We start from the raw sequence: 24,750 nt of genomic DNA on the forward strand, positions 1-24,750 counted from the left end.
CGGCGACGCCCCGAACCTGCTGCAGGTGCAGGTTCGGGGCGCCGTTCCCACCGCGCCACGCTGCACGGTTGAGCTATCAGACCCGTGCTGGGACTTCCGCTTCGGGCTGCTCGGCCGGACCGACAGCCAGCGCACGGCGAACCGGAATCGCCATGGCGACCAAGGCCGCCAAGACCGATACGCCACAGCCGATCATGAACGCGACCCGGAAGCCGTTCTCGGTGGGGATGCTGTGACCGCCGACCGTGACGGTCAGCTGTGCGAGCACCGCGCCAACTACCGCCGCGGAGGTCGAGGTGCCGATCGAGCGCATCAGAGTGTTGAAGCCATTGGCGGCAGCGGTTTCCGACTGCGGCACCGCACCCATGATCAGGGCGGGCATGGCGCCGTAGGCGAAACCGACACCCGAGCTGCAGATGATGTTCACGATCAGCAGGCCCCAGGTGCTGCCCATCAGAACCTGCGCGGCGCCGTAGCCGATGGCCATGACGACGGCACCGACGACAAGGGTGAACTTCGGACCGCGCAATGCCGACAGCTTCGCGCCGACCGGGGAGATGAGCATCATCATGATTCCGGCGGGCGCCATCCACAGACCCATCGCCATCATCGACTGGCCGAGACCGTAGCCGAGTGAGCTGGGCAGCTGCATCAACTGCGGAACACTCAGCTGCAACGCGTACATACCGACACCGATAGCGACCGTTGCGAGATTGGTGACGAGCACCTGCGGCCGCGCAGTTACCCGCAGATCGACCAGCGGCTCGACAGTCCGCAGCTCCCACCAACCCCACACCAGCAGCAGCACTACGGCGGCACCGAACAGGCCGAGAATGTTGCCGCTCGTCCAACCCCACGTCGCCCCCTTGGACACGGCGAGCAGCAGCGACACCAGACCTCCCCCCAGCAGCACCGCACCGAGTCCGTCGAAGTGACCCGACGGCCCTTCGGCAATACCCTCCGGAACGATCACCGTGATCAGTGCGGTGGCGATCGCGACCAACCCCGCCGCGGCCCAGAACAGCACCCGCCAGTTGCTGTACTCGGTGACCGCCGCCGCCAAGGGCAGACCGAGCGCGCCGCCGATGCCGAGCGAAGAGCTGATCAGCGCGATGGCCGAGCCGAGTCGCTCGGGCGGCAACACATCTCGCAGCAGCGCGACGGCCAGCGGGATGGTGCCGAAACCGAGTCCCTGTAGGCCGCGGCCGATGATCATCGGCAGCAACGAACCCGCCATGGCACAAACCACCGAGCCGACGATGAGCGGCACGGTCGAGGCGATCACCATCCGACGCTTGCCGAACATATCGCCGAGGCGACCGGCGACCGGGGTGGCGACCGCACCCACCAGCAGGGTGACCGTGACTACCCAGGACGTATTGGCCGCCGAGGAATTCAGAATCTGCGGCAACTCGCCGAGCAAAGGCACCACGAGCGTCTGCATCAGCGACGCGACGATGCCGGTATATGCCAGCACCGCCAGGATGGCGCCCGGCCGGACGGCGGAATCAGGCTTGTCCACGCAAATCTCCCTCGGACTCACAACAACTAGCGTGTATCGTACACTAAATGTGTAGCATGCATTACGCGTGAACAATACACGCATTGTGTGCGATGCACATATCCGGGGAAGGAAGGCATGGACAAGCGCATACAACTGATCGAGTTCGAGACCTTGCTACTCGGCCACTACCGACCGAGCCCGCAGCACCGACGACCCCCTGGAGCGCAGCTCGTATCTGCTACTGAGCCGACTGCGGATCCAGGGCCCGATGTCGCTGCGTCAGCTCAGCGACGCACTGGGATTGGATGTGTCGACGCTGCATCGGCAGACCGCCACACTGCTGCACACCGGGCTCGTCGAACGCATCCCCGATCCGGCGGGCGGTATCGCACGCGAGTTCCGCGTCACCGCTGCCGGCGATCAGCGCCTCGACCAGGAGCGCGCGGGCATCATCGACGTACTGGCAGCGGTGACACAGGATTGGACCACCGAGGACCGCGCCGAATTCGCCTGCTACCTAGAACGTTTCAACAGCGACATCGAGCGCCTACACGGACGGACCTGGCCCCGCCCCAACTCGCGAGCCGCCGGCGATCAAGATCAGGTGGAAACCATGGCGGCATCAGCCGCCCCAGCCACCAGCTCCGCTTGATCTCGATCGCCACGCGTCGAGTGGCCGCCCGGCCGGCAGGTGGGTCAGTTGACCAGCGTGTCGTGGCCTTTCCAGTACCGGGCGCGTAGTTGGCGTTTATAGAGCTTGCCGCTGGGATCACGAGGCAATTCGGTGACGAAATCGACGGTGCGCGGGCATTTGTAGGCGGCTAATTCCGCACGACAGTAGGCGATCAGCTCGGCCGCGATTTCGGCACCGGCGGCGGGCGGGTCGACCAGTTGGACAACGGCTTTCACCGCCTCGCCCATTTCCTCGTCCGGTACGCCGAGCACGGCGACATCGGCGACCGCGGCATGTGCGGCGAGGACGTTCTCGGCCTCTTGCGGGTAGATATTGACCCCGCCGGAAATGATCATGTGGGCCTGCCGATCGGTCAGATATAGGTAGCCCTCAGCATCGAGATAACCCACATCGCCGAGGGTGCGCCAACCCTTCTCATGGGTCACCGACGCGGTCTTCGCGGCATCGTGGTGGTATTCGAACGGCCGTCCCCCACCGAAATACACCACCCCGACTTGGCCGAGCGGCAACTCCTCGCCATCCGCGCCGACAATGTGACACTCCAGCGCCGGTCTGCCCACCGAACCCGGATGTGCCAACCACTGTTCGGCACTGATGTAGGTGTTTCCGACATCCTCGGTCCCGGAGTAGTACTCACTAATGATCGGCCCCCACCACTGCAACATCTGCCGCTTCACCGGCACCGGGCACGGGGCCGCCGAGTGCACCACATCGACCAGACTGGAGATGTCGTAGCGTTCGCGTTCGGCCTCCGGTAACCGCAGCAGGCGCACGAACATGGTCGGCACCATCTGCGCGTGCGTGACCCGATGACGCTCGATCAGCTCCAGACATTGCCGAGGTTCGAAGCGTTCCATCACGATCACGGTCGCGCCGATTCGATGCCATGACATCGAGAACACCAGCGGCGCACCGTGATACAGCGGCGCTGGCGACAGATACACCGCATCCGCGCTGGCGCCGCTCACCAGCAGACCCCGCGCGATCTGCACCGGCGCCGAATCCGGATCGCCGAGCGGAGCGCCGGGCAGCGGTTTGCGAACTCCCTTGGGCTGCCCGGTCGTTCCCGAGGAGTACAGCATCTCCCGGCCCTCGCATTCGTCGGAGCCGAGCGGATGCGGCGATGTCGCCGTCAGCACATCCTCGTACTGCTCGAAACCGACAAGCTCCCCCAGCGCCACGATCCGGACCGGGATGGCGGAGAGGTCGAGTTCGGCCACCACCTCGGCCATCGACTCGCTGGTCACCAGCGCGGTGGCGCCGCAGTCGTCCAAGATGTACTGCACCTCACCGGCTTTCAGATGCCGGTTGACCGCGGTGTAGTACAAACCGCAGCGCTGCGCCGCCCACGTGATCTCGAGAAACGGGCGATTATTCTCCATAAGAATCGCGATGTGGTCGCCGACCGCCAGCCCGCGCATGCGCAGGGCCCTGGCAAACCGGATCGACCGCTGCTCCAACTGGGCGTAGGTCACCACCTCACCACTGGCCGCCAGCACGATCGCCGGGCGATCCGGTACCCGACCGGCATGCCAGCCGGGCGTCATCGGTGCCGCTGTGGTCCGCACACCAACGTCGCCCGCCACGGGATCGCCTGGCTCGGCAATGTGATTCTCGGCCATAGAATAACGCTCTTCCTCGAGATGCCGGTCAGCTGCGCCGATCAACTCGCGGTGATGGCATGCTCCGGACAGGCCGACACCGCCACCAGGACGGCACTGGCGGAGTCAGCCGGAACCTCGGGAGTCTGCACTTCGGCGTACCCGTCGTCGTTGAGGGCGAACACCTCCGGGCACAACGACAGGCACACACCGTGTCCGCGACAGCGGTCGGAATCGACCGAGACCTTCATCGGGTACCACCTTCCGCGGTATCGAATTCCAGATGCAGCGCGGTCAGGCCGCGCAGGACGAAGGTCGGCACATACTCGTACGCGCGTGCGTCGGCGGCGCCGTGCACCGCTTCGTCGATGCGGATATCGGTCGTGCGGTCCAGCAGCCGCTCGATGGCCACGCGGGCCTCGGCCCTGGCCAGCGGCGCCCCCGGGCAGGTGTGGATGCCACGGCCGAAAGCGATGTGGGTGCGGGCATTCGAACGCTCGGGATCGAAGGTCGACGGATCGTCGAAGCGGCGCGGATCCCGGTTGGCGCCACTGTTCACCACCATCAAGGTGCTACCGGCGGGTACGTCGACCCCACCGACGTCGACCGGCATCCGCGACAACCGGAAGTCACCCTTGACCGGGCTCTCCATGCGCAGCACCTCCTCGACGAAATTCGGTACGCGCGAATGGTCCTCGCGCAACCATCGCTGCAGTTCGGGCTTTTCGGCGAGCAGTTTCAGCGCGGAGCTGAGCAGTCGAACGGTCGTCTCCTGACCGGCCGAGAACAGATTCGCGGCCACCCGGACGACATCGAGCACCGTGGGTTCGGAGCCGTCCGGGAACATCGTGGTAGCCATGCTGCCGAGCACATCACCGCGCGGCTCGCGACGACGGTCCTCGATGTAGTCGGCGAACCTGCCGTAGAGGAATTCGATCGGGTTGTGGTGCATGGATTCACCCTCGGTACTGCCGAGGGCGGAGCCCTCCCGGTGCGGGTCGCGTTGCAATGCCTGGAGGAATTCCTCCTGATCGGCCGCGGGTACGCCGAGCAGGTCGGCGATGACGTACAGCGTGAACGGTCCGGCGAAGTCGCGGATGAAGTCGCCGCGGCCGGGCGCGAGGTAGCTGTCGAGCATCCGGTCCGCGAGCGTCCACATCGCGTCCTCGTTCTCCTTGAGGCGCTTCGGGGTGATCAGACGCATCAGCAGACCGCGATGCTGGGTGTGCACCGGCGGGTCCAGGGTCGGCAGCTGGTCGCTGAACGGCAGTTTGTCGCGATGCTCGGCGATCAGCGCATCGATATCGCCTTCCAGCGGCACCGGGAAACCAGGGAACGGACCGGTCACCGAGGTGCAGGAGGAGAAGTGCTCGGTGTCGTTCAGCACCTGGAGCGCCTCGTTGTAGCCGGTCACCATGTACACGCCGTGGTGGTTCTCGCGCGCCACCGGGCACTGCGCGCGCATGGCGTCGAAGTACGGATACGGATCCGCTATGAGCTCCCGCCCGAGAAAGAAGTCCATCTCCTCGAAGTCGTTCACCACTGATGGCTCCCTTCGGCACCGCGCGCTCGCCACGGATCTACCGACCGGCACGCGAGAATGCTACTCTCAATAACTGTTGAATCCGATTCTCACATCGGTATCGGAGACCGTCAAATAGGAGCCGGCGGCGCGCGGTTTCCGACCAGCGCGTCTCAGCCCGGTGAGCAGGTTGCTCAGTGGTTGATTCGGAGGACCGAAATTCATGAGTGTCGAGCCGACCGCCGATCAGCGGCTGTTCCAGACGACAGCCCGCGAGTTCCTCGACCGCACCGTGCCGATCGAGACGGTCCGCGAACTGGCTGATACCGCAACGGGTTTCGATGACCAGTGGTGGCGCCGGGGTGCGGCGTTGGGTTGGACGGCGATGCTGGTGCCCGAAAGTCTCGGCGGCGGCTCGATTTCCGGCCGGCCGCTGACCGAACTCGCGCTGGTGGCCGAGGAGTTCGGTCGCACATGCGCGCCCGGCCCGTTGATTCCCACCAGCGCCGTACTCGCCGGACTGGCGGCCGCGGGCGATCGGTTCACCGATGTGATCGCCGAGATCGTCAGTGGCGATGCCATCGCCGCATGGGCGCTCTACGAGCCGGGCCACGGTTTGGATCTCACCGCCCCGGACACCCGCGCCGAGCCCGATGGCACCGGCTACCGGATCACCGGACGGAAGGATCGCGTCGAAGCCGGTGACCGCGCCGAGGTGTTCCTCGTCACCGCACATGGCCCGAACGGCCCGATCCAACTCCTGGTGCGCGCCGATACCCCGGGCGTGACAGTCACCCCGACCTGGACGCTCGACCTCGTTCGCCGTACCGCCCGGGTCGAGTTCGCGGATGTTTTCGTCGAGGCCGATGCCGTGGTCCAACAGGGCGAAACCGCCACCGCGGCAACGCAATCGCAACTGCATATCGCAGCTGCGCTCAGCGCCTCGGAATCGGTCGGCGCTGCCGAGCGCGCCTTCGACGCCACCGTGACCTGGATGTTCGACCGCTACACCTTCGGCCGCCCGCTGGCCTCCTATCAGGCCCTCAAACACCGCATGGCCGATAACAAGACCTGGCTGGAGGCCTGCCACGCGACCACGCGCGCAGCAGCCGCGGCAATCGACGAAAACCTGTCCACGGCAGCCGAATTCGTCAGCGTCGCCAAATCGTATGTCGGGACGAAGGCGCCGGTGATCGTCCAGGACTGCGTCCAGATCCACGGCGGTATCGGCGTCACCTGGGAACACGACCTGCATCTGTTTCTGCGGCGCGTCACCTACGGTCGGGCCCTGTACGGGACCCCGGAGGAACATCATCGCCGCATCACCGACCTACTCGTCCGCAGCGCCGCATGACCACCGATCTCGAACCAGTCGACAGCTTCCGCGACCGCGCCCGGCGCTGGCTGAAGGAAAACCTCCCGCCAACCACGCAGACCTACACCGGCGCCGACCACGACGAGGTGTGGGATCGCGCGCGCGAACTGCAACGCATCCTCTTCGAAGGCGGCTTCGCGGGTATCTGTTTCCCGAAAGCCTATGGCGGCCAAGGGCTCACCCCCACCCACCAGCAGGCCTTCACCGAGGAGTCGCTCGGTTACGAGATGCCGCTGGTGCTGAATGTGCCCACGCTCGCGATCTGCGCGGCTACCCTGCTCGAGCTGGGCACCGAACAGCAGAAGCGCGCGCATCTGACGGCGGTGCTGCGCGGTGCGGAGATCCTGGCCCAGTTCCTATCCGAACCACGTGGCGGCTCGGATCTGGCAGGGCTGATCACCCGCGCCGATCGCGACGGTGCCGAGTGGATCCTCAACGGCTCCAAGATCTGGAGTTCGGGCGCCTATGCCGCCGACTACGGACTGTGCCTGGCCCGCACCGACTGGGACGTGCCCAAGCACAACGGCCTCACCCTGTTCCTCGTCCCGGTCGCCACGCCGGGAGTGACCATCCAGCGGATCAAACAGGTCACCGGGTCGACCGAGTTCTGCCAGGAGTTCTTCGACGATGTCCGGCTACCCGCCGAGGCCGTGATCGGCGAGGTCGGCGGCGGCTGGGCGGCGGCGTCGCGGCTACTGAATCACGAACGGGCCGCCATGGGCGGCACCTCGCCCTACACCAGCGGCCAGCGCCCGCATCTCGGCGCGGAGGCCACCACGCTGGTCGACCTGGCTCGCGCGACCGGCCGCCTCGACGACCCGCGGGTGCGTGAGGATATCGGGGCGGCCAGGGCCATGATCGTGGTCCGCAACCAACTCATCGCGCATGTCTCGCACGCCATCGGCACCGGCGCCCTGCCGCCCGCGGCCGGGTCCATCGTTCGCCTGTTCAGTGCCGAAAATGCCTTGCTGCAAACCGATTCCGCGGTCACGATCGCGGGTGCGGCGGCGGTGACCGGCGATCCGGATGGTCCTGGCATCGGCCAACTCGGCATCGACTATCTGTTCCGCAATGCCTGGAGCCTCGCGGGCGGCAGCACCGAAATGGCCCGAAACATCATCAGCGAACGGCTACTCGGCATGCCCCGCGAACACACCGCCGACCGCGACGTGCCGTTCAACAAGGTCGAACGGAGTCGTTGAGTGACGAGATGGTTCGAACAACGCGGCGGCCTCGATGGCACGGTAGCCGTGATCACCGGCGGCGCAGGCGGACTCGGGCAGGCGATTGTGCGGGATCTGGTCGCCAACGGTGTCCGGCCCGCGGTCCTCGACCTCGATGCAGAAGCCGCCGAGGCCCTGCGCCGCTCGATGGCCGATCGCGATGCCCTGGTGCAGGTCGGTGACGCCCGCGATCCCGATACGCTGACGGCACTGTTCGCCGCCGTCGACGAGCGCTGGGGTCGGCTGGACATACTCGTCAATGTCGTCGGCGGCACCTTCCGTGCCCCGTTCACCGACACCACGCCGAAGGGCTGGGACGCGCTGCTGCGCACCAATCTGCTGCATGTATTCCACGCCTGCGCATTGGCGGTGCCGCGGATGCAGGCCGGTGGGCGCGGCGGCAGCATCGTCAATATCACCACCATCGAAGCGCACCGTGCCGCACCGGGTTTCGCTGTCTACGCCGCCGCGAAGGCGGCCGTCGAACAGTTCGGCCGCACGCTCGCTATCGAACTCGCACCGGACCGGATCCGGGTCAACAACGTGGCCCCGGACTTCGTACCTACCCCCAACCTGGCCAGGTTCTCACACGGCGACGGAGCCATGTCCGATCCGACCGGGGCTCGGGTCGCCATCCCACTGGGGCGCCCCGGTGAGGTCACCGACGTCTCGAACTGCGTAGTCTTCCTCGCCTCGGCCCTTTCGGCCTACCTCACCGGCACCACCCTGCATCCCGACGGTGGCACATCGGCATCGGCGGGTTGGTTCAACTGGCCGGATACCGGTTGGGCCAATTACGCTCCGCTGCGCTATCTCCAGAGTTGATCGGGGTGATCGCGCGCAGGCAGAAGGCGGTCGTGCGGTCGATATCGGCGGCGGTCGGCTCCACCCGACGCCAGAGGAAATCGGTCAGACTACCGACGGTCGCGTGTGCGACGAGCGCGGCATCGAATTGCGGGTCCTGGCTGCCCAATTCGGCGAAAGCGCCGTGCAGCAGTGTGGCGAGCCGATCGCTCGGCGTCGGCGATCCGGCATCTATATCCGGAGCTGACCCACCGGCGTTCCACAGCACCGCCCTGGTCAACGTCGCTGTGGAATCGGCCGCCTGGGACAGCACCGCCTCGACCCACCGGCGCACCTGGTCTTCCGGTGTATCCGCTTTGCGCATTCGACGGGCGGCATAGCGCACCAGGCGCTCGGCGCCATCCTCGATGAGGGCGGAGATGAGTGCGTCCTTCGATGGAAAATGCCGGTAGAAGGCGTCATTGGACAGACCGGCGGCCGCGACGATATCGGTTACGCGCGGTCGCGACGCGGTCCCGCTGGCGCGGATGACAGCCATCGCGGCATCCAGCAGGCGGCGCACCTCATCGGCATAGGTCGCCTCGCGTTTGGCGAGAGCCCTGGCGGCGATGCGGCCCACCACATCCACCTCGGGACCCGCAAGGCTATTCTCACTCACAAGAAGAGTATTCTCAGAAATAGGAGTCGGCGCAAATGCGCGAGCGTGTCCTCACCCTGCAGGGTGCGACGAACTTCCGCGATCTCGGCGGCTATCGGACCGTCGACGGCGGATACACACGCTGGGGCATGGTCTATCGCTCCGACGCTCCGCACCGGCTCAGCATCGCCGACCTCGCCATCGTCGAGCGCCTCGGTCTGCTCGTCGCCTACGACCTGCGCACCGACGAGGAGCGCGACCGCTCCCCCTCGGCGCTGCCCGCGACCGTGCGTCGGATACCGCTCACCATCGGCGGCACCGCGGCCCACACCCGGGCCAACGCCGAGCTGATCCGCACCCGGCCCGCGGAAATTCCCGACGACTTCCTCGCCGAAATGTACCGCCGTATGGTCGATTTCGACGCCGAGATATTCGGGCGGATACTCTCTGACTTAGCCGACGCGAACGGTACCCCGGCCCTGATCCATTGCACCGCGGGCAAGGATCGCACCGGCGTCGCCGCCGCATTACTGCTGGCGGCGCTCGGCGTCGACGAGACGACAATTCTCGACGACTACGAATTGAGCGCCATCCACTTCACCGAGCGGCGCCTGCCCCGCCTGCTCGCGCGCCTGCCCGAGGATGTCGACCCCGCGCGCTACCGCGCGGTCTTCGGCGCACCGCGGCTGGCGATGGCCACCATGCTCACCACGCTTCGGGAAAACCACGGAAGTATTGAGGGCTACCTGCGTACCAGGGCCGGGTTGTCGCCCTCGACTCTCACCGCGCTGCGAGAGCGGTTGGTCCAGTCATCCGTTTCGTGACCGCGCCCGGTACCCGGCCACGAAGTCGGCAGCCTGCTTGTGCAAATGCCGCAACAGGATCTCCTGGTCATTGAGCGGAAACTCGGTGACCGCCCGTGATTCGAGCATGGTCTGGGTGGCCTCGAGGGTGTTGCAGTCTTGCAGGCCGAATTCCTTGAACGTGAGGGCGGCCAGTTCTTGCCGCAACCGGTCGGTGGCGTTGCGCGCCGGGGCGAAATAGCAGGTGCCCTCGAAGATGTGCTTGTTGTAGGCGGTCGGCCAGTAGTGATACGTCAGGTACCAGCCCGGCGCCCACACGACGATCATGAAATTCGGGAAGAAGACGTAGGAGTCCAGGCCCCATGCCCGGTGCCGGGTCGGGTTCAGTCCGGGTGGCAGATTGTCCAGCGCGGGAATGTCCGGGCGATCCCAGGCGCCGAAATTGCCGCTGCGCAATACCCTTTCGATCGGCTTGACCATATTCAGATCCTTCGGCGGCGCCATGCCACCCCATGAGGACACCATGCCGTGCGGCCCGTCCAGTTCGTAGTGCAGCGCCTCGAAGCCGAAGTTCGACAGCTTCTGCGACTCCCCGGCCACGTACTGCTTCGCATGCAGGATGGGCGCGTGGTAGAACTCGGCGAAGGCATCGACGTAGAGCTTCCAGTTACTCCCGACCTCGGCCTGGTACTTGTACATCGCGGTCATCTTCCCGAACGGGTAGCCCGCCAGTCCTGCGGCGAACTTGCCGAGATAGTCGGTCAGCGGCGCGGCATCGTCATCGAGATTGACGAAGACGAAGCCCTCCCACACTTCGCAGCGCACCGACTTCAGACCGAACCGGTCCTTGTCGAAGTCGAAGAACTCCTGCTCCTGCTGTACGAAAGTGGCCTCGCCGGCGAGGTTGTAGCGCCAGGCGTGGTACTTGCAGGTGAACTGTCGGCAGGTACCGGCTGTCTCCTGCCCGGGATAGTCGTCCCAGACCAGCTTGTTGCCGCGTGGCGGCCCCGATGCCCCGGGTAGACCCGCCTGCTCGGCTGCGTTCACTCGCGATTACGGGCACCGAGGTGGACGGTCGCGATATGCGGGTGGTCGACGACGCTTACGACCCGGATCCGAATCGGGTCGGCCCGCCGGAGTTGTTCGTCTGGACGCGATTCCGCGACGCACCGGAGCAGGACTACCTGCATGCCGCGCTGCTGACCCAGTCCAGTACCCATTGGACGGTGGCCGCCGCGCTGCGCCCGCACGCGGGTTTCGGCGAAGCGATGGCACATCGGTCGATCTCGACCGGAATCACCATGGCCACCATCACATTCCACGACGATGTCGACGTGACGAAGTGGCTGCTGTACGCGACCCGCGTCACCTACGCTGGGCGCGGCCACGCTCAGAGCGAAGGCCGGGTTCATACCGAAGACGGGACCGTAGTCGCCTCATACAGCGTGCACGCGATGATGCGCGGCCTCCAACCACGCGCTGCGACCCCCGATACCCTGCTCTGACCCACAGGAGACCTCGTGGAGCCATCGGGCTATATCGATCGGCCGGATTATCGCGTCGATATCCGGCGCATCCGCAATCTGGTGCGTGTCACCTACGGCGACCAGATATTCGCCGAGTCGACCGCGAGTCTGCTTGTCGCGGAACAGGATCACGGCATCGTGTGCTATCTGCCCGCATCCGATGTGCGCTTCGACCTGCTCGTCCCCCACGAGCAGACCTCGCGCTGCCCGTTCAAGGGCACGGCGCGCTACTGGCGTCCGGCCGATGGCCCGGATCCGATCGCCTGGGAATACGCCGAGCCCTATCCGGAGGTCGCGATATTGAGCGGCCACATCGCTTTCTATCAGGATCGAGTCCGCGTCGAGGTGGGCGTAGCCACCCCTGCGGTCATCCAGTAAGTCCCTGGCCGCTCATTCGCTCGATCGGGAGTGGGGCACGAGGCCGAGGTTCGGGGTCGGCGGCCGCTTTGCTGATGAGCGTCGATGGCCGTACCGCGCTCTGCAGCAGTTCGCCTCACTCGGTCTGCCGCTGCAGCACAGTCGGGGCTAGTCGGGTTCGGCCGCCTGAGTGGAACTCGTGGTGGCGGTGGGTGGGGTTCGACCACGGCGCCGCCCCGGAGCCAATAGGCCGATGGCAACTGCGGCGACCAAGGTCAGTGCGCCGAGGATCGCCGCTGCTTGGCGGACGCCGTGGACGAATGCGGCCTTGGCCGCGTCGGCGAGGGGTTGCGCTTGCGGGCCCAGATGCTCAGCCACGGCCAGTGCGCCGACGAGTGAGCCGGCGACCGGACTGCGCATCTGTTGCGGGAGCATCGGCAGGATCGTCGCGATCTGGTGGCCGTAACCCGCGGCGAGAATGCTTCCGGCCAAGGCTATTCCGATCGCGGCGCCGACCTCGCGCGATACGTCGTTCACGGCTGCCGCGACGCCGTGCTGGTCGGCAGGTACACCCGCCATGATCGCGGTCGTGGCAGGTGCCGCCGACAGGCTGATGCCGAGACTGACGATCAGCAGCGGCCAGACGACATCGAAATAGGTGCCATCGACCGTCAAGTGGGCGACCGCCAGGAGCCCGACACCCAGCAGTGCGAGACCGCAGAAGGTTTGCAGCCGCAAGCCGAATCGCTCGGCGAGCCACGGCGAGATCGGCGAGATGGTCACGAACGGAATCATCATCGGCGCCATGGCCAGTGCCGAGATGAGCGGACGGTAGCCGAGAATCAATTGCAGGAACTGCACGACGAGCATGAACATGCCGAACGAAACCAGGAATTGAATTGCGACGGAGGCGGTCCCGGTGCCGAATCGACGGTCGGCGAACAGCCGGACGTCGAGCAGCGGCGCCGGCACCCGCAATTCGATCAGCGTGAATGCTCCGATCGATAGGATGCCGCCGACGGCGGCACCGATCACCAGCGGATGCGACCAGCCGAGCTGAGGCGTCTCGGTCGCCGCCGCCACGATCAGGCCGACGCCGATTGCCGAGGTCAGCGTGCCCCACGGGTCGATGCCGGGCCGTGCCGATGCGATCGATTCGGGGATGACGCACCCGGTGACGGCAAGCAGCGCGCTGGATGCGCTCATCGCCGCCATGATCGAAAGCCAGGTCCAGAACTGAAACAGCACACCGGACACGAGGATTCCGCCCACCGCGCCCATACCCACGGAACCGGCCCACATCCCGACGGCGACGCCGCGCCTGCTCTCCGGCAATCCGGCGGTGAGCAGCGACAGCGTCGACGGCATCACCAGCGCGGCGCCGACCCCGGCCGCCGAACGAGCCGCGATCAGCCATATCGGACCGTCCAACAGCAGCGGCACAGCGGAGAAGAGCGCGAACACCCCCAGACCGGTGAGCAGCATCCTGCGGCGTCCGTACCGGTCGCCTAATGCGCCGCCGGGCAACACCAGACAGGCCAGCGCGAGGGTGTAGCCATCGACGATCCAGGTCAGCTGCTGCTGGGTGGCGCCGGTAGCCGCCGCAATCTCGGGCAACGCGGTGTAGAGCGCGGCCATCGAGGCGACGATAAGCGCCACCGCCGCACAGGACAGCATCAGCGCCCACCGCTGGATGACGGACAACCGCGTCGCGGTGGAGTCCATGGCCTGCCCTACTTCAGCATCATGCCGCCGTCGACCGGTAACGCCACCCCTGTGATGTAACGGGCGTCGTCGGAAGCAAGGAACAGCACCGCGTTGCTGATATCTTCCGGCTCCACCCAGGCGATCGGCAGCACGTGGAACATCTGCGCGACGGGGATGAAGTCGTCGACGGTCGGATTCTCCAGATCCGGTCGGAACATGCGGAAGGTGGGCTCGTTCAGCAGCATCGGCGTCGCCACGTTCGTAGGGCAGATCGCGTTCACGCGAATGCTCTTGTCCCCCAACTCCATTGCCAGCGAGCGCATGATGCCGATGACACCGTGCTTGGCAGCGGCATAGTGGCCGATATTCGGGACGGCGCGCAGGCCGCCGATCGAGCTGGTGAGCACGATCGACCCGCCGCGACCGCCCGCGACGATATGCGGCACCGAGACCCGGGTGGTCATCCAGACGCCGGTCATATTGACATCGATCATGTCGCGCCAGGTCTGTTCGCTCATCTTGTCCATCGCATCGCCATCGCTGGCCAACCCGGCATTGGCCACCACGATGTCGAGGCGACCGAGTTGTGCGACACCGTCGTCGACCACGGCCTGCATGGTCTCCAGATCGCGCACGTCGGCCTCGACGGCGATGATGCGCCGGCCGGTCGCCTCGACAAGCGCGACCGTTTCGGCCAGGTCGTCCGGTGTCGACATCGGAATGGTGACACCGTCGAGCTGCTTACAGACGTCGACGGCAATGATGTCGGCGCCCTCCTGCGCCAGTTTCACGGCGTGGCTACGCCCCTGGCCGCGCGCTGCACCCGTGATGAAGGCGACCTTGCCCTCTACTCGTCCGGTCATCATTCACTCCCTGGATTCGTGGCCGCCGTCGGCCCGGTGCCGACGGCGAAGCAAAAGCAGAACGGTCAGCAGCACGGCGGCGGCGATCGCGCCGTAGCGCGCCGCACCGGTCATTCCGCTGACGGCGAGCAGATCGATCGGTGCGGCGGACACGCGTGGCTCGGTGACCACGTCGGATTCGGCGCTGTGCGCATCGACCGAAGCGGATTCGGGTTCGGTGTGCGCCCCTGCGGTGATCTCGGCCGCGAGATTGGTGGCGAATATTCCGATGAGCGTCCCGGCGACCTCGGCGAGCGCGCCGCGGCCGAATTGGGCCGGCTTGCCCGTAACGGCCAGGTCGGTTTCGACGAAAACCTCTGTCACGCCAGCGGATTCGACGAGCCGGCAGGTGATCATCGCCTTCGCGGTGCCGTTGCCGCGTGCCTCTCGCCCGCCGCCCTCGAGCACCGCGATCCCGGCCGCCTCGTCCTGAGAGGCGATCTTGATGGTGCCGGTATAGGACAGGGTGACCGGACCGAGTTTGACCTTGATCTTGCCGCGGTAGTCGTCGCCGTCGCGCCCGGTGATGGTCGCTCCGGGAACGCAGGGGGCGATCCGCTCGAGGTCGAGCAGCACCCGCCAGGCTTGTGCGGCGGGGGCGGGAATACTGAAGGTGTTCTCGAACTTCATGCGGACTCCTTCGCGATCGATTCCGCGGCCGCACGAACGGCTTTCACAATCCCCTGATATCCCGTGCACCGACAGACATTGCCGGACAATGCTTCTCGGATCTCGTCATCGGATGGATCTGGGCTTTCCTGCAAAAATGCGGTCACGCTGGTGATGAAACCCGGTGTGCAGAAACCACATTGGAGTCCGTGACAGTCACGGAAGGCGGCCTGCACCGGGGACAGGCGGCCGTCCGGCGATGCGATCCCCTCCACGGTCGTCACCTCCGCACCGTCGGCCTGCACGGCCAGGACCAGGCAGCCACGCACCGCCTGCCCGTCCAGCAATACCGTGCACGCACCGCACACCCCGTGCTCACAGCCCAGGTGGGTCCCGGTCAGCCCGCATATTTCGCGCAGGTAGTCGGCCAGCGTCAGCCGAGGTGGCACCCGATGGCGCCGGGCCCGCCCGTTGACCCGCACCTCGATTTCGATGTCAGTCATCACTCGCCTCCTCAACGGCGCGGCGCCAAGCGCGCGCCACCATCACCGCCCCGACCCGTTTGCGGTAGTCGGCCGTGCCGTGCAGATCGGACGCCACCGCGTCCAACGGTTCCGTTGCCGCGTGACCGACCTCGTCGGGAGCGACTTCGGCAATGTCGCGGCCGATCAGTTCCGCCTCGAGGGCGGTGGCCCTGCTCGGGGTGGGTCCGAGTCCGAAAAGACCGATACCGCACCGGTCTATGTGGGAGTCGGCGTCGAGGCCGACGGCCACGGCAGCACCCGCCAGCGCGAAATCGCCACTGCGGCGGGCGAATTCCTCGATCGCGAAACCACACCGGCCGCGCCGCGCCGGAAAGACGATCCCGGTCAACAGTTCGTCGGCGGCCAGTTCGGTGCTCCACATGCCGGTGAAGAAATCCGACGCGGACAGGGTGCGGCGCCCGCGCGGCGATTGAGCCTCGATTCGCGCGTCGAGAACCATGGCCACCGCCGGATATTCGGCCGCGGCATCGGCGTGCGCGATCGAGCCGCCTATCGTGCCGCGGTTACGGATCTGGGCATGACCGATCAGCGGGGTGGCCCGTGCCAGCAGTGGCACCGCTCGGTTGACTTCCGCGGACCGGCCGACCGTGGTGTGGGTGGCCCCCGCACCGATCCACACCGAGTCCACGCGCGACTCGATACCGCACAGTTGATCAATGCGGCGCACGTCGACGAGATGCTCGGGGACCGCCAACCGCAATGCCAGCATCGGCACCAGACTCTGCCCACCGGCGATGAGCTTCGCATCGTCACCGAGTTCGGCGAGCAGCTCGACGGCCGCCGTGGTGGAGATCGGCGCGTGATATTCGAACGGCGCGGGTTTCATGCCGACACCGTCCCGGTTACATCGGCGCGCGCCCGGTCGACCAGTGCCACAATCGCCGCGGGCGACAGCGGCAATTGGCCGACCTCCACGCCGAACGGTGCCAGGGCATCGACCACTGCATTGATCACGGCGGGCGCGGACCCGATCGCGCCGCCCTCGCCGACCCCCTTGAAACCTCCCGGACCGGGACTCGATGTCTCGACATGTCCGACCTCGATGACCGGCACCTCGGTCGCGGTGGGCAGCAGGTAGTCCATGAAGGTTGTGCTGATCGGATTCCCGCTGTCGTCATAGGCGAGGTGCTCGTACAGCGCGCCGCCGATGCCCTGGACGGTGCCGCCGAAGATCTGGCCCTCCACCACATCCGGGTTGATCATCGGCCCGCAGTCCTCGCTGACGATGTAGCGCAGCAAGGTCACCGCACCTGTTTCTATGTCGACCTCGCAGGTGCACACATGGGTCGCGTTGGCCCAGATCATCATGTGCGGCGTCCGATATCGGCCGCTGGCCTCCAAGCCCGCAGGCACTCCCGGCGGCAGGTCGTATCCGTTGAAATAGGCGATGTCGGCTATCTCGGCCAGCGTCATCGCCGCATCGGGCACGCCACGGACCCGCGCCTGTCCGCGGGTCAACTCCACATCCTCGATGGGCACGCCCAGCTTGTGCGCGGCGATCGCCACCATCCGCTCACGCAGTACGGAGGCCGTCTCCGCGATCGCGCCCGCCAGCATGGAACCCGACCGGCTGCCACCGGTGCCGCCGCCGAACGGTGTCAGTGCGGTATCACCTTGAATCGTGTGGACATCGGCGATGTCCACACCGAGCGCATCGGCGGTCAGCTGAATGACGGTGGTCTCCAAGCTGTTTCCCGATGATCCGCCCGACACATACACATTGACCTTCCCAGAGGGTTCGATCCGAATGGTCGCGCCTTCGGTGCTGTGCAACGGCGTACCGCCGGTGGTCGGTTCGAGGTAGGTGCAGGTGCCGACCCCGAGATAGCGTCCGTCCGCTCGGGCGCGCCGCTGCTGGTCACGGAAGGCGTCGTAGTCGAGCATGGCCAGTGCCTGCTCGAACGTCTCGGACGGCGACACATCGGAATACGGCATGCCATTGGGGTTGAACATCGGGAACTCGTCCTGTCGCAACATATTGCGTCGTCTCAGCGTCACCGGATCCATCCCCATCCGGCGCGCCGCGGCATCCAACAGCACCTCGCGGGCCACCGACTCGAACTGCCAGGGACCGCGATAGGCGACACGTCCCACGGTGTTCGAATACATAAGCCGCACATCGAAAGTCGCGGCAGGCACCCGGTAGGGACCCGGGAACAGCATGCCGACCGGGATGGCGGCTGTCAGCGGTGACGGCGTCGGGTACGCGCCGACATTCTGCACGTAGTCGATGGCGGCGGCGAGAATGGTGCCGTCCGCATCGAAGGCCATGCTGGCATCGCCGTGCTCGTGCCGGGCCATACCGCCCGCCATCAGGTTTTCCTGCCGATCCTCGATCCATTTCAGCGCCACCGGCAGCTTGCGGGCGGCCAGCACGATACAGACGTCCTCCCGCAACGGCGCGGCCTTGAGCCCGAAGCCGCCGCCGGTATCGCGCATGATGACCCGCACCGAATGTTCGGCGATACCCAACAGTCGCGCGCAGAAGCCGCGGATCTCGTGCGGCACCTGGGTGGATGCCCAGACCGTCAGCTCCCCGCTGGGAGCCCACCATTGCGCGATCAAACCCCGCGTCTCTATCGGCACCGGCGCGTACGCCTGTTGAAAGATCCGCTGCCGCACCACATATGCGGCGGAATCGAAGATCGGGTCGAGCTCTGCCGCAGGACGACCGCTCAGCGCGCCGGCTAGGTTGCCCGGGCACTGCGCATGCACTAGTTCGGCGGTTTCGTGTGCCGTGCGGTAGTCGACGACCGGCTCGAGCGGTTCGTAATCGACGACCACCAACTCGACCGCATCCTCGGCCACATACCGATCGAGGGCGACCACCAGGGCGACCGGATCACCGACGAACCGCACCTCGCCCTCGGCCAGCGGCGGCCGCGGCACCGGCGGCAGTCCGGGGGCGTCCAGCGAGTACGAGAACTGGTGCACTTCCGGATTCAGGTCGGCCGCGGTGAACACGGCATACACTCCGTCGAGCGCCGCGGCCGCCGCGGTGTCGATGCCGACGATGCGACCACGCGAGATCGGACTTCGCACGAAGCAGGCGTGCAGCATGCCCGGTCGATGCACATCGTCGACGAAACTGCCCGCGCCGGTCACCAACCGGAGGTCTTCGACCCTGGGGACCCGGGTGCCGACGAATCCGGCCGGCGGCGCTTCGGTCACCTGACGAATCCCGATATCTGTCATCAGGCGGGCCTCCCATTCACTGTGCGGAGCGTTTCCGCCACCACCGGATAAATGGTGTCGGGAAACGCTCGACCGGAAGAAATATGCACTACGGCAACGAAAGTCTGGGAACAGAGAAAAAGGGCATCGCAATCCGTTCGAATCAACGCGATCCGGCCCCCTCGGAGCCGCTCATCGCTGCTGATGAATTGTCTAGCACCGTATCCACAACGATGTCAAGAGTTCAATATGTCTTGACTGAGAATTACGATCTCCTATCAGGCACTTATGATTCTTTCACCTGCACCTGCCGTCGCGCAAATGTCGCCGAGCGGGTCGATCACGCGGGAACCGACCGTGTTATTACTGCGCTGGCACGCGACCGATACGCAATACACGATCGCGACCGTCGGCGGGGTGACCGGAAGCACTCCCCGACCGGGCCTCACCGACACCGAGCCGGCTCGCCCGCATTCACCTACCGGCCTGGATCTGAGCGGTCGGACCGAGGCCGCCGTCGCCGTCGCCGTCGGAACCGAAATCGTCGCGGTCCGTCGCGGCGGATCGACCCGACTGCCGCACGTCACCGATCGGCCGATCCATCCCACCGAAAGCGTTCCATCGCGACAGTAACACGGTTACTATGATAACCGTGTTACAGTTCTCGGGTGAGTCGGACAGCAGTACGGATTCCGTCGAAGAAGATCATCAAAACCGTGCTCGCACTGCTGCAGACCGACGGCTACGACGCCGTTCAACTGCGCGAGGTAGCGCGGCGCGCCCACGTATCCCTCGCGACCGTGTACAAGCTGTTTCCCACCCGGGACGCGTTGATCATCGCCGCGGTCCACGAGTGGATGGCCACCAACACCTATCCCGACATCGCACCGCCCACCCCCGAGGAATCGATCGCCGACGGCGTGATTCGCGTGCTGCGACATGTGTTCGAGCCGTGGGAGCGCAATCCAACGATGCTCGAGGCGTTCCACCGGGCCCACTCGGCTCCAGGCGGCGCGCGCCTGAGCGTCGACGGGTTCGCCGCGGTCCTGCCGGTAGCCGGACAGATCCTCGACGGTGCCGATCCCGAGTACCTCGAGGACATCGGACTGATACTGACCAACGTGATCTACGCCCTGATCGCGCGGGTCGCCGACAAGACCCTCGACATCGACGAGATCCTGCCGATACTCGAGCGCACCGTGCGGCGCCTCACCGCGGACAACACAGACCAGGACCGGGCCGTTCGCGAGCGGCGCAGCGCCACCGACCAGCGGCAGCCATTGGTACTGGATCCATCGATCACCGCACCTTTCGTACGAGAACGATCCCGGGACGCCGACGCGTCGGCGCAGGACGACGCCGCTCATCGACCGAACGCGGGCTAGCAGGTCCCGAGTACAGCCACACCGTCGGCCGAGTCGCCGCGACACCGCGGCCAGGCCACATCGGGGGGTGGTATTTCTGATCGGAAATCCGGTCGTTCAACAGAAATAGAATTAGGCCATACGGGTGACCGAATTTTTCGGTTCCCTAATTCGAGGCACCCTCCGATTACCATGCGGTGAAGGTGCATTCCAGCGACGCCGAAAAAAGGAATCGACAGCCGAGAAATATTTGCTCGCACCTATTGACCCGGCCCGCGACCACGCGCACAATCATCGGCGTAGCAAATCGAATCGGAAACTCGGATTCGATTTCGAGCAGCTTTCCCCGCATGCGCTGCCCCATAATCCCACGAAAGTGATTTCGCGATCGATGTTGATCCCGCACACTCCCGCGCCCGCCGAACCCGGGCTACCTCACAATGCGGCGGTGGCCAATGGAATTGTGACAATTCACTTGGACGGTGCCACGACGTCACAGCCCGGCCGAGCCGGCGATACCGTGCTCGAAACCGCACGCCGGGCCGGGCTGACCCCACCGTTTTCCTGCGAGGCGGGCAACTGCGGAACCTGCATGGCCACCCTCGTCGATGGGCGGGTCGTGATGAAGGTGAACGACGCGCTGACCGACGACGACGTCGCGGCCGGCTACATCCTCACCTGCCAGGCCGTTCCCCAGACCACCTCGATCACTGTGGAATACCCATGACCTCCCGACCCAGGAGCCGACGATGACCGATTTCGATACCATCGACTACTTCACCGATCCGGCCCTCGTGCCCGATCCCTATCCGTATTACGACCATCTACGCGCCAAGTGCCCGGTGACCCGGGAGCCGCACTACAACGTCCTCGCGGTGACCGGATACGAGGAGGTCTCCGAGGTACTGCGGGACGCCGAGACGTTCTCGTCGTGCATCGCGGTGGGCGGCCCGTTCCCGCCACTGCCGTTCCAGCCCGAAGGCGAAGACATCAGCGCGCAGATCGAGCAGCACCGCACCCAACTGCCCATGTACGAGCACATGGTCACGATGGATCCGCCGGAGCACACCTATGCGCGGTCGGTGCTGAACCGGCTGTTGACGCCGGCGCGGCTGAAGGAGAACGAGGAGTTCATGTGGCGGCTGGCCGACCGCCAGCTCGACGAATTCCTGGCCAACGGCCGCTCCGAATTCGTCGCCGATTACGCGAAACCGTTCTCGCTCTTGGTAATCGCCGACCTGCTCGGCGTTCCGGAGCAGGACCACCAGGAGTTCCGGGTCGTGCTCGGTGCCGAGCGACCCGGCAGCCAGGTCGGTTCGCTGGACAAGGTAGCGGTGGGCATCAATCCCTTGGAGTGGCTCGACGAGAAGTTCAGTGCCTACATCAGCGATCGGCGGCGCGAGCCGCGCGATGATGTGCTGACCTCGCTGGCGCTGGCGAAATATCCGGATGGGTCGACCCCCGAGGTCCTCGATGTGGTCCGTTCGGCGACCTTCGTTTTCGCCGCGGGTCAGGAGACGACCGCCAAGCTGCTCGCCGCCGCGGTCCGCGTGCTCGGTGACGATCCGGAGCTGCAGCGGACGCTGCGTGCCGATCGCAGCCGCATCCCGGTCTTCATCGAGGAGACACTGCGCATGCACGCACCCGTCAAGAGCGGCTTCCGGCTCGCCCGCCGGTCCACCGAGGTCGGTGGGGTCGACGTACCGGCCGGATCCACGCTCATGTTCTGCCCCGGTGCGGCCAACCGCGACCCGAACCGGTTCGAGAACCCGCACGAGTTCCGCCTCGATCGCGCGAACTTCCGCGAGCACTTGGCTTTCGGACGCGGTGTGCACTCCTGCCCGGGAGGTCCGCTGGCACGGGTGGAGGGTCGGGTATCGCTCGAACGAATTCTGGATCGGATGCTGGACATCACGATCAATGCGGATGAGCACGGTCCCGCGGACGACCGCCGCTACCGCTACGAGCCGACCTACATCCTGCGCGGGCTCTCCGATCTGCACATCCGATTCACGCCACGAGACGCGTCCGCCCCGCGAGAGTGAGTGGATTTCGTGTCGATCATGTTCGAGCCAGACGGCCGAGGCCCCTCCTCGGTTCGCCTGCTGTTGACCGGTGTCTGTTGCATCGTCGCTATCGCGGCAGCCGCCACACTGATGGTCGCGAATTCCCGGGGGGCACTGCGCGAGTCCGTGCCGGTGACGGCAGTCATGGCGAATGTCGGCGACGGGCTGCCCGCCAAGTCGGATGTGAAATTCCAAGGCGTTCGCGTCGGGTTGGTCACGGCGGTGACGCCCGCCGCCGATAGCGGAATGAACGATGTCCGTATCGAGCTGAATCCCCACCTCGCGCAGACGATTCCGGCCACGGTGACCGCGCGGGTGGTGCCGAGCAACGTGTTCGCGGTGCCCTCGGTACAACTCGTCTACAACGGTGCGGCACCGGTGCTGACTTCGGGAGCCCGCATCAGCCAGGATCACAGCCTGGCGACCGTGCGCCTGCAGACCTCGCTCGATCAGCTGCGGCGGATCATCGCCGCGGTCGGTCGGGACGAAACCGATAACGCGGTGGGCATGTTGGCGATCCTCGCCGAAGCCACCAATGGGCGCGGCGCAGGCATCGAGAATGCGGCGGCACGGCTGCGCGATATCGTCGTCGAACTCGACAAGGTCGTCTCGGTGCAGGCGGTGCCGTCCACGCTCGACTCGCTCTCGGCGGCGATGCGTGAACTCCAGTCGGCGGCACCGGATCTGCTCGACGCCCTGCATCAGGCGATACTGCCGCTGCAGACGCTCGCACAGCAGCGCGCGAAACTCACCGCGCTGCTGTCCGGCGGCCTGCACACGCTCGGCACCGTCGGCACCGGACTCGACAACAACACCGACAAGATCATCGAAATCACCACGCATATGTCACCGGCCCTCGGCGCATTCGGTGACGGTGCGAGCAAGTTTCCGCAGATCAGTGTTTCGCTGACGCGAACGATCACCCGTTTCAACGGGTTGTGGAATCCGCAGACACAACGGCTTACCCCGCGCGTCATAGTGCAGCTCACACCGAACCGGCAGTACACCGCGGCGGACTGCCCCCGATACGGCGAGCTGGCCGGTCCCAACTGCGCGAGCGGTCCGGCGACACCCGCCCCGGCCGAGGGTTTGCCGCCCGGCTTGGATCCGCGCCGCTTCCAACCGCCGGCCTCGCTGCTCGATAGCGATATCGGGTCAGTCGGCAGTCCCGCCGAACAGGAGCAGATCGCGGACATCCTCGGCGGAAATCCCAATGCCGCCGCGGACATTCTGTTCGGTCCGCTGGCCCGCGGCGCCAATGTCTCGATCACGCCGGACCCGAGCGGAGGCACCCGATGAGCTATCGCGGATCACTGCTCGTGCTGATCGCCTTCCTGATCAGTTCGGCGCTGCTCAGCTGGTCGGTCGCGATCACCCTGCAGCGCGGCATCGGCGGCGAGACCACCGAGTACTCCGCGCTGTTCACCAACGTCTCCGGCCTGCGTGTCGGCGATGACGTCCGGATGGCCGGGGTACGGGTCGGCCGGGTCGAATCGGTCGAGTTGGCGGGCACGCTCGCGCGGGTCGGTTTCCGGATCCACAGCGATCAGGTGCTCACCGGGAACACCACCGTATCGGTGACGTATCAGAACCTGATCGGTCAGCGCTATCTCGGTGTAGCCATGGGCAACCACGGCGACCCGACCGTACTGAAACCCGGTGCCGAGATTCCGGTCGACCACACCGAGCCGTCGTTCGATATCTCCAAGCTGCTCAACGGTTTCGAGCCGTTGTTCGGCACACTGGACCGGACCGCGGTCGACAACATCACCGCTGCCCTGATCAAGGCTTTGCAGGGCGACAACGGCTCGATCACCACGCTGATCGCGGAGACGACCCGGCTGGCCGAATCGTTCGCCGGGCCGGACGAGGTGCTCGGACAGGTCATCTCGAATCTGGCCACCATCGTCGGCAATCTGGCCCAGCAGAGCGGAAATCTGACCACGGTGATCGACCAGACACGAGCCGTCTTCGAGGGCCTGCAACAACAGCAGCGAGCACTATTCGATTCCGTGGACCAGATCGCGAAGGTGGTCGGCCGAGCGTCGGAGATCGTGGCTGCCGACCAGCCCACCCTGGTCGAATTCCTGACTCGGGAACCCGGATTCACGCAGCACTTCCTGGACAACAAGGGCAAGTTCGAATACCTCGGCTACAACCTGCCACTGGTTCTCAAAGGACTGGCCCGCATCACGCAGGAAGGCGGCTACGTCGACGCCTACATCTGCGATGTGACCGTGTCGCTAGTCCCGGGCCTGACACCGCTGATTCCGCAAATAGTCGACGCGGTATCCCCCGGCGGGGTTGCCCAACACACCTCCAAGTGCAGGTGAGGCG

At 65.9% G+C, this 24,750-nt stretch carries 25 protein-coding genes; 13 read left to right on the top strand and 12 right to left on the bottom strand.

The window, feature by feature from the left end:
* Positions 1-76 precede the first annotated feature (76 nt).
* Positions 77-1,522, bottom strand: coding sequence for an MFS transporter (locus tag AB0J47_RS09915; protein WP_364342811.1), 1,446 nt, complete (start codon positions 1,520-1,522; stop codon positions 77-79).
* 250 nt (positions 1,523-1,772) lie between these two features.
* On the opposite strand from AB0J47_RS09915, the gene AB0J47_RS09920 reads away from it, so the two are divergent.
* Positions 1,773-2,156, top strand: a complete 384-nt coding sequence (locus AB0J47_RS09920) for a MarR family winged helix-turn-helix transcriptional regulator (protein WP_364342813.1) — start codon at positions 1,773-1,775, stop codon at positions 2,154-2,156.
* Positions 2,157-2,200: 44 nt separating this feature from the next.
* Here AB0J47_RS09920 and AB0J47_RS09925 read toward each other — a convergent pair whose 3' ends face one another.
* From AB0J47_RS09925 to AB0J47_RS09935, 3 genes are all read right to left on the bottom strand, one after another.
* Positions 2,201-3,745, bottom strand: coding sequence for an acyl-CoA synthetase (locus AB0J47_RS09925; protein WP_364343099.1), 1,545 nt, complete (start codon positions 3,743-3,745; stop codon positions 2,201-2,203).
* Positions 3,746-3,861: 116 nt separating this feature from the next.
* Positions 3,862-4,050, bottom strand: a complete 189-nt coding sequence (locus AB0J47_RS09930; RefSeq protein ID WP_364342816.1) for a ferredoxin — start codon at positions 4,048-4,050, stop codon at positions 3,862-3,864.
* Positions 4,047-5,342 (bottom strand): cytochrome P450, encoded by a 1,296-nt coding sequence (locus AB0J47_RS09935; RefSeq protein WP_364342818.1) that lies wholly within the window; start codon positions 5,340-5,342, stop codon positions 4,047-4,049. Before AB0J47_RS09935 ends, AB0J47_RS09930 begins: the two co-directional genes overlap by 4 nt.
* A gap of 202 nt (positions 5,343-5,544) precedes the next feature.
* Here AB0J47_RS09935 and AB0J47_RS09940 point away from each other — a divergent pair, with 202 nt between their 5' ends.
* The 3 genes from AB0J47_RS09940 to AB0J47_RS09950 are packed head-to-tail and all read left to right on the top strand — an operon-like array spanning position 5,545 to position 8,744.
* On the top strand, positions 5,545-6,675 hold the full coding sequence (locus AB0J47_RS09940; protein ID WP_364342821.1) for an acyl-CoA dehydrogenase family protein: 1,131 nt from the start codon (positions 5,545-5,547) through the stop codon (positions 6,673-6,675).
* Entirely contained in the window at positions 6,672-7,898 is a 1,227-nt protein-coding gene (locus AB0J47_RS09945) for an acyl-CoA dehydrogenase family protein (protein ID WP_364342824.1), read from the top strand. The genes AB0J47_RS09940 and AB0J47_RS09945 overlap by 4 nt, the downstream gene beginning before the upstream one ends.
* Positions 7,899-8,744, top strand: coding sequence for an SDR family oxidoreductase (locus tag AB0J47_RS09950; protein WP_364342827.1), 846 nt, complete (start codon positions 7,899-7,901; stop codon positions 8,742-8,744).
* Here AB0J47_RS09950 and AB0J47_RS09955 read toward each other — a convergent pair.
* Positions 8,686-9,381 carry a TetR/AcrR family transcriptional regulator gene (locus AB0J47_RS09955; protein ID WP_364342830.1) on the bottom strand — a complete coding sequence of 232 codons (696 nt, stop codon included), beginning with the start codon at positions 9,379-9,381 and terminating at the stop codon, positions 8,686-8,688. The genes AB0J47_RS09950 and AB0J47_RS09955 overlap by 59 nt on opposite strands.
* A 35-nt stretch (positions 9,382-9,416) precedes the next feature.
* Here AB0J47_RS09955 and AB0J47_RS09960 point away from each other — a divergent pair, with 35 nt between their 5' ends.
* On the top strand, positions 9,417-10,184 hold the full coding sequence (locus AB0J47_RS09960) for a tyrosine-protein phosphatase (RefSeq protein WP_364342833.1): 768 nt from the start codon (positions 9,417-9,419) through the stop codon (positions 10,182-10,184).
* Here the strand turns inward: AB0J47_RS09960 and AB0J47_RS09965 are convergent.
* Positions 10,170-11,210, bottom strand: coding sequence for an aromatic ring-hydroxylating dioxygenase subunit alpha (locus tag AB0J47_RS09965; RefSeq protein ID WP_364342836.1), 1,041 nt, complete (start codon positions 11,208-11,210; stop codon positions 10,170-10,172). The two genes, AB0J47_RS09960 and AB0J47_RS09965, sit on opposite strands and share 15 nt — an antisense overlap.
* Between AB0J47_RS09965 and AB0J47_RS09970 the strand changes: the two genes are divergently transcribed.
* Positions 11,174-11,668 (top strand): hypothetical protein, encoded by a 495-nt coding sequence (locus AB0J47_RS09970; RefSeq protein WP_364342839.1) that lies wholly within the window; start codon positions 11,174-11,176, stop codon positions 11,666-11,668. The two genes, AB0J47_RS09965 and AB0J47_RS09970, sit on opposite strands and share 37 nt — an antisense overlap.
* A 15-nt stretch (positions 11,669-11,683) precedes the next feature.
* Positions 11,684-12,067: a DUF427 domain-containing protein gene (locus tag AB0J47_RS09975; protein ID WP_364342842.1), complete on the top strand. Its 384-nt coding sequence runs from the start codon at positions 11,684-11,686 to the stop codon at positions 12,065-12,067.
* A gap of 147 nt (positions 12,068-12,214) precedes the next feature.
* On the opposite strand, the gene AB0J47_RS09980 is transcribed toward AB0J47_RS09975, so the two are convergent.
* Genes AB0J47_RS09980 through AB0J47_RS10005 form a run of 6 tightly spaced genes read right to left on the bottom strand, consistent with a single transcriptional unit; the run spans position 12,215 to position 19,004 of the window.
* The gene (locus tag AB0J47_RS09980) at positions 12,215-13,771 is read right to left on the bottom strand and encodes an MFS transporter (protein WP_364342845.1); all 1,557 of its coding nucleotides are present in this window, start codon (positions 13,769-13,771) and stop codon (positions 12,215-12,217) included.
* An 8-nt stretch (positions 13,772-13,779) separates the two neighbouring features.
* Positions 13,780-14,616 (bottom strand): mycofactocin-coupled SDR family oxidoreductase, encoded by an 837-nt coding sequence (locus AB0J47_RS09985; protein ID WP_364342848.1) that lies wholly within the window; start codon positions 14,614-14,616, stop codon positions 13,780-13,782.
* A gap of 3 nt (positions 14,617-14,619) precedes the next feature.
* Positions 14,620-15,285, bottom strand: a complete 666-nt coding sequence (locus AB0J47_RS09990; RefSeq protein WP_364342851.1) for an SRPBCC family protein — start codon at positions 15,283-15,285, stop codon at positions 14,620-14,622.
* Positions 15,282-15,767 carry a (2Fe-2S)-binding protein gene (locus tag AB0J47_RS09995; RefSeq protein WP_364342853.1) on the bottom strand — a complete coding sequence of 162 codons (486 nt, stop codon included), beginning with the start codon at positions 15,765-15,767 and terminating at the stop codon, positions 15,282-15,284. Before AB0J47_RS09995 ends, AB0J47_RS09990 begins: the two co-directional genes overlap by 4 nt.
* A complete protein-coding gene (locus tag AB0J47_RS10000) occupies positions 15,760-16,635 on the bottom strand; it encodes an FAD binding domain-containing protein (protein WP_364342856.1) in 876 nt (291 codons plus the stop codon). The genes AB0J47_RS09995 and AB0J47_RS10000 overlap by 8 nt, the downstream gene beginning before the upstream one ends.
* Entirely contained in the window at positions 16,632-19,004 is a 2,373-nt protein-coding gene (locus AB0J47_RS10005; protein ID WP_364342860.1) for a xanthine dehydrogenase family protein molybdopterin-binding subunit, read from the bottom strand. The genes AB0J47_RS10000 and AB0J47_RS10005 overlap by 4 nt, the downstream gene beginning before the upstream one ends.
* A 300-nt stretch (positions 19,005-19,304) precedes the next feature.
* On the opposite strand from AB0J47_RS10005, the gene AB0J47_RS10010 reads away from it, so the two are divergent.
* The 6 genes from AB0J47_RS10010 (at position 19,305) to AB0J47_RS10035 (ending at position 24,746) form a co-directional block, all read left to right on the top strand.
* Positions 19,305-19,616: a hypothetical protein gene (locus tag AB0J47_RS10010; RefSeq protein WP_364342863.1), complete on the top strand. Its 312-nt coding sequence runs from the start codon at positions 19,305-19,307 to the stop codon at positions 19,614-19,616.
* A gap of 35 nt (positions 19,617-19,651) precedes the next feature.
* Complete coding sequence (locus tag AB0J47_RS10015) at positions 19,652-20,368, top strand: TetR family transcriptional regulator (protein WP_364342866.1); 717 nt, start codon at positions 19,652-19,654, stop codon at positions 20,366-20,368.
* A gap of 370 nt (positions 20,369-20,738) precedes the next feature.
* The gene (locus AB0J47_RS10020) at positions 20,739-21,074 is read left to right on the top strand and encodes a 2Fe-2S iron-sulfur cluster-binding protein (RefSeq protein WP_364343102.1); all 336 of its coding nucleotides are present in this window, start codon (positions 20,739-20,741) and stop codon (positions 21,072-21,074) included.
* 22 nt (positions 21,075-21,096) lie between these two features.
* Positions 21,097-22,392 (top strand): cytochrome P450, encoded by a 1,296-nt coding sequence (locus AB0J47_RS10025; protein ID WP_364342869.1) that lies wholly within the window; start codon positions 21,097-21,099, stop codon positions 22,390-22,392.
* Positions 22,393-22,410: 18 nt separating this feature from the next.
* Positions 22,411-23,712 carry an MCE family protein gene (locus AB0J47_RS10030; protein ID WP_364342872.1) on the top strand — a complete coding sequence of 434 codons (1,302 nt, stop codon included), beginning with the start codon at positions 22,411-22,413 and terminating at the stop codon, positions 23,710-23,712.
* Positions 23,709-24,746 (top strand): MlaD family protein, encoded by a 1,038-nt coding sequence (locus AB0J47_RS10035; protein WP_364342875.1) that lies wholly within the window; start codon positions 23,709-23,711, stop codon positions 24,744-24,746. The genes AB0J47_RS10030 and AB0J47_RS10035 overlap by 4 nt, the downstream gene beginning before the upstream one ends.
* Positions 24,747-24,750: the final 4 nt, after the last annotated feature.

It is taken from the genome of Nocardia sp. NPDC049737, assembly GCF_040674755.1.
Taxonomy (GTDB): Bacteria; Actinomycetota; Actinomycetes; order Mycobacteriales; family Mycobacteriaceae; genus Nocardia.

Bases quoted from the DNA above. Each gene is read 5' to 3' on its own strand.
- AB0J47_RS09920 (WP_364342813.1), top strand. From the start codon at position 1,773: ATGTCGCTGCGTCAGCTCAGCGACGCACTGGGATTGGATGTGTCGACG.
- AB0J47_RS09925 (WP_364343099.1), bottom strand. From the start codon at position 3,745: ATGACGCCCGGCTGGCATGCCGGTCGGGTACCGGATCGCCCGGCGATC.
- AB0J47_RS09930 (WP_364342816.1), bottom strand. From the start codon at position 4,050: ATGAAGGTCTCGGTCGATTCCGACCGCTGTCGCGGACACGGTGTGTGC.
- AB0J47_RS09940 (WP_364342821.1), top strand. From the start codon at position 5,545: ATGAGTGTCGAGCCGACCGCCGATCAGCGGCTGTTCCAGACGACAGCC.
- AB0J47_RS09945 (WP_364342824.1), top strand. From the start codon at position 6,672: ATGACCACCGATCTCGAACCAGTCGACAGCTTCCGCGACCGCGCCCGG.
- AB0J47_RS09960 (WP_364342833.1), top strand. From the start codon at position 9,417: ATGCGCGAGCGTGTCCTCACCCTGCAGGGTGCGACGAACTTCCGCGAT.
- AB0J47_RS09970 (WP_364342839.1), top strand. From the start codon at position 11,174: ATGCCCCGGGTAGACCCGCCTGCTCGGCTGCGTTCACTCGCGATTACG.
- AB0J47_RS09980 (WP_364342845.1), bottom strand. From the start codon at position 13,771: ATGGACTCCACCGCGACGCGGTTGTCCGTCATCCAGCGGTGGGCGCTG.
- AB0J47_RS09985 (WP_364342848.1), bottom strand. From the start codon at position 14,616: ATGACCGGACGAGTAGAGGGCAAGGTCGCCTTCATCACGGGTGCAGCG.
- AB0J47_RS09990 (WP_364342851.1), bottom strand. From the start codon at position 15,285: ATGAAGTTCGAGAACACCTTCAGTATTCCCGCCCCCGCCGCACAAGCC.
- AB0J47_RS09995 (WP_364342853.1), bottom strand. From the start codon at position 15,767: ATGACTGACATCGAAATCGAGGTGCGGGTCAACGGGCGGGCCCGGCGC.
- AB0J47_RS10000 (WP_364342856.1), bottom strand. From the start codon at position 16,635: ATGAAACCCGCGCCGTTCGAATATCACGCGCCGATCTCCACCACGGCG.
- AB0J47_RS10005 (WP_364342860.1), bottom strand. From the start codon at position 19,004: ATGACAGATATCGGGATTCGTCAGGTGACCGAAGCGCCGCCGGCCGGA.
- AB0J47_RS10010 (WP_364342863.1), top strand. From the start codon at position 19,305: ATGTCGCCGAGCGGGTCGATCACGCGGGAACCGACCGTGTTATTACTG.
- AB0J47_RS10020 (WP_364343102.1), top strand. From the start codon at position 20,739: ATGTTGATCCCGCACACTCCCGCGCCCGCCGAACCCGGGCTACCTCAC.
- AB0J47_RS10025 (WP_364342869.1), top strand. From the start codon at position 21,097: ATGACCGATTTCGATACCATCGACTACTTCACCGATCCGGCCCTCGTG.
- AB0J47_RS10030 (WP_364342872.1), top strand. From the start codon at position 22,411: ATGTTCGAGCCAGACGGCCGAGGCCCCTCCTCGGTTCGCCTGCTGTTG.
- AB0J47_RS10035 (WP_364342875.1), top strand. From the start codon at position 23,709: ATGAGCTATCGCGGATCACTGCTCGTGCTGATCGCCTTCCTGATCAGT.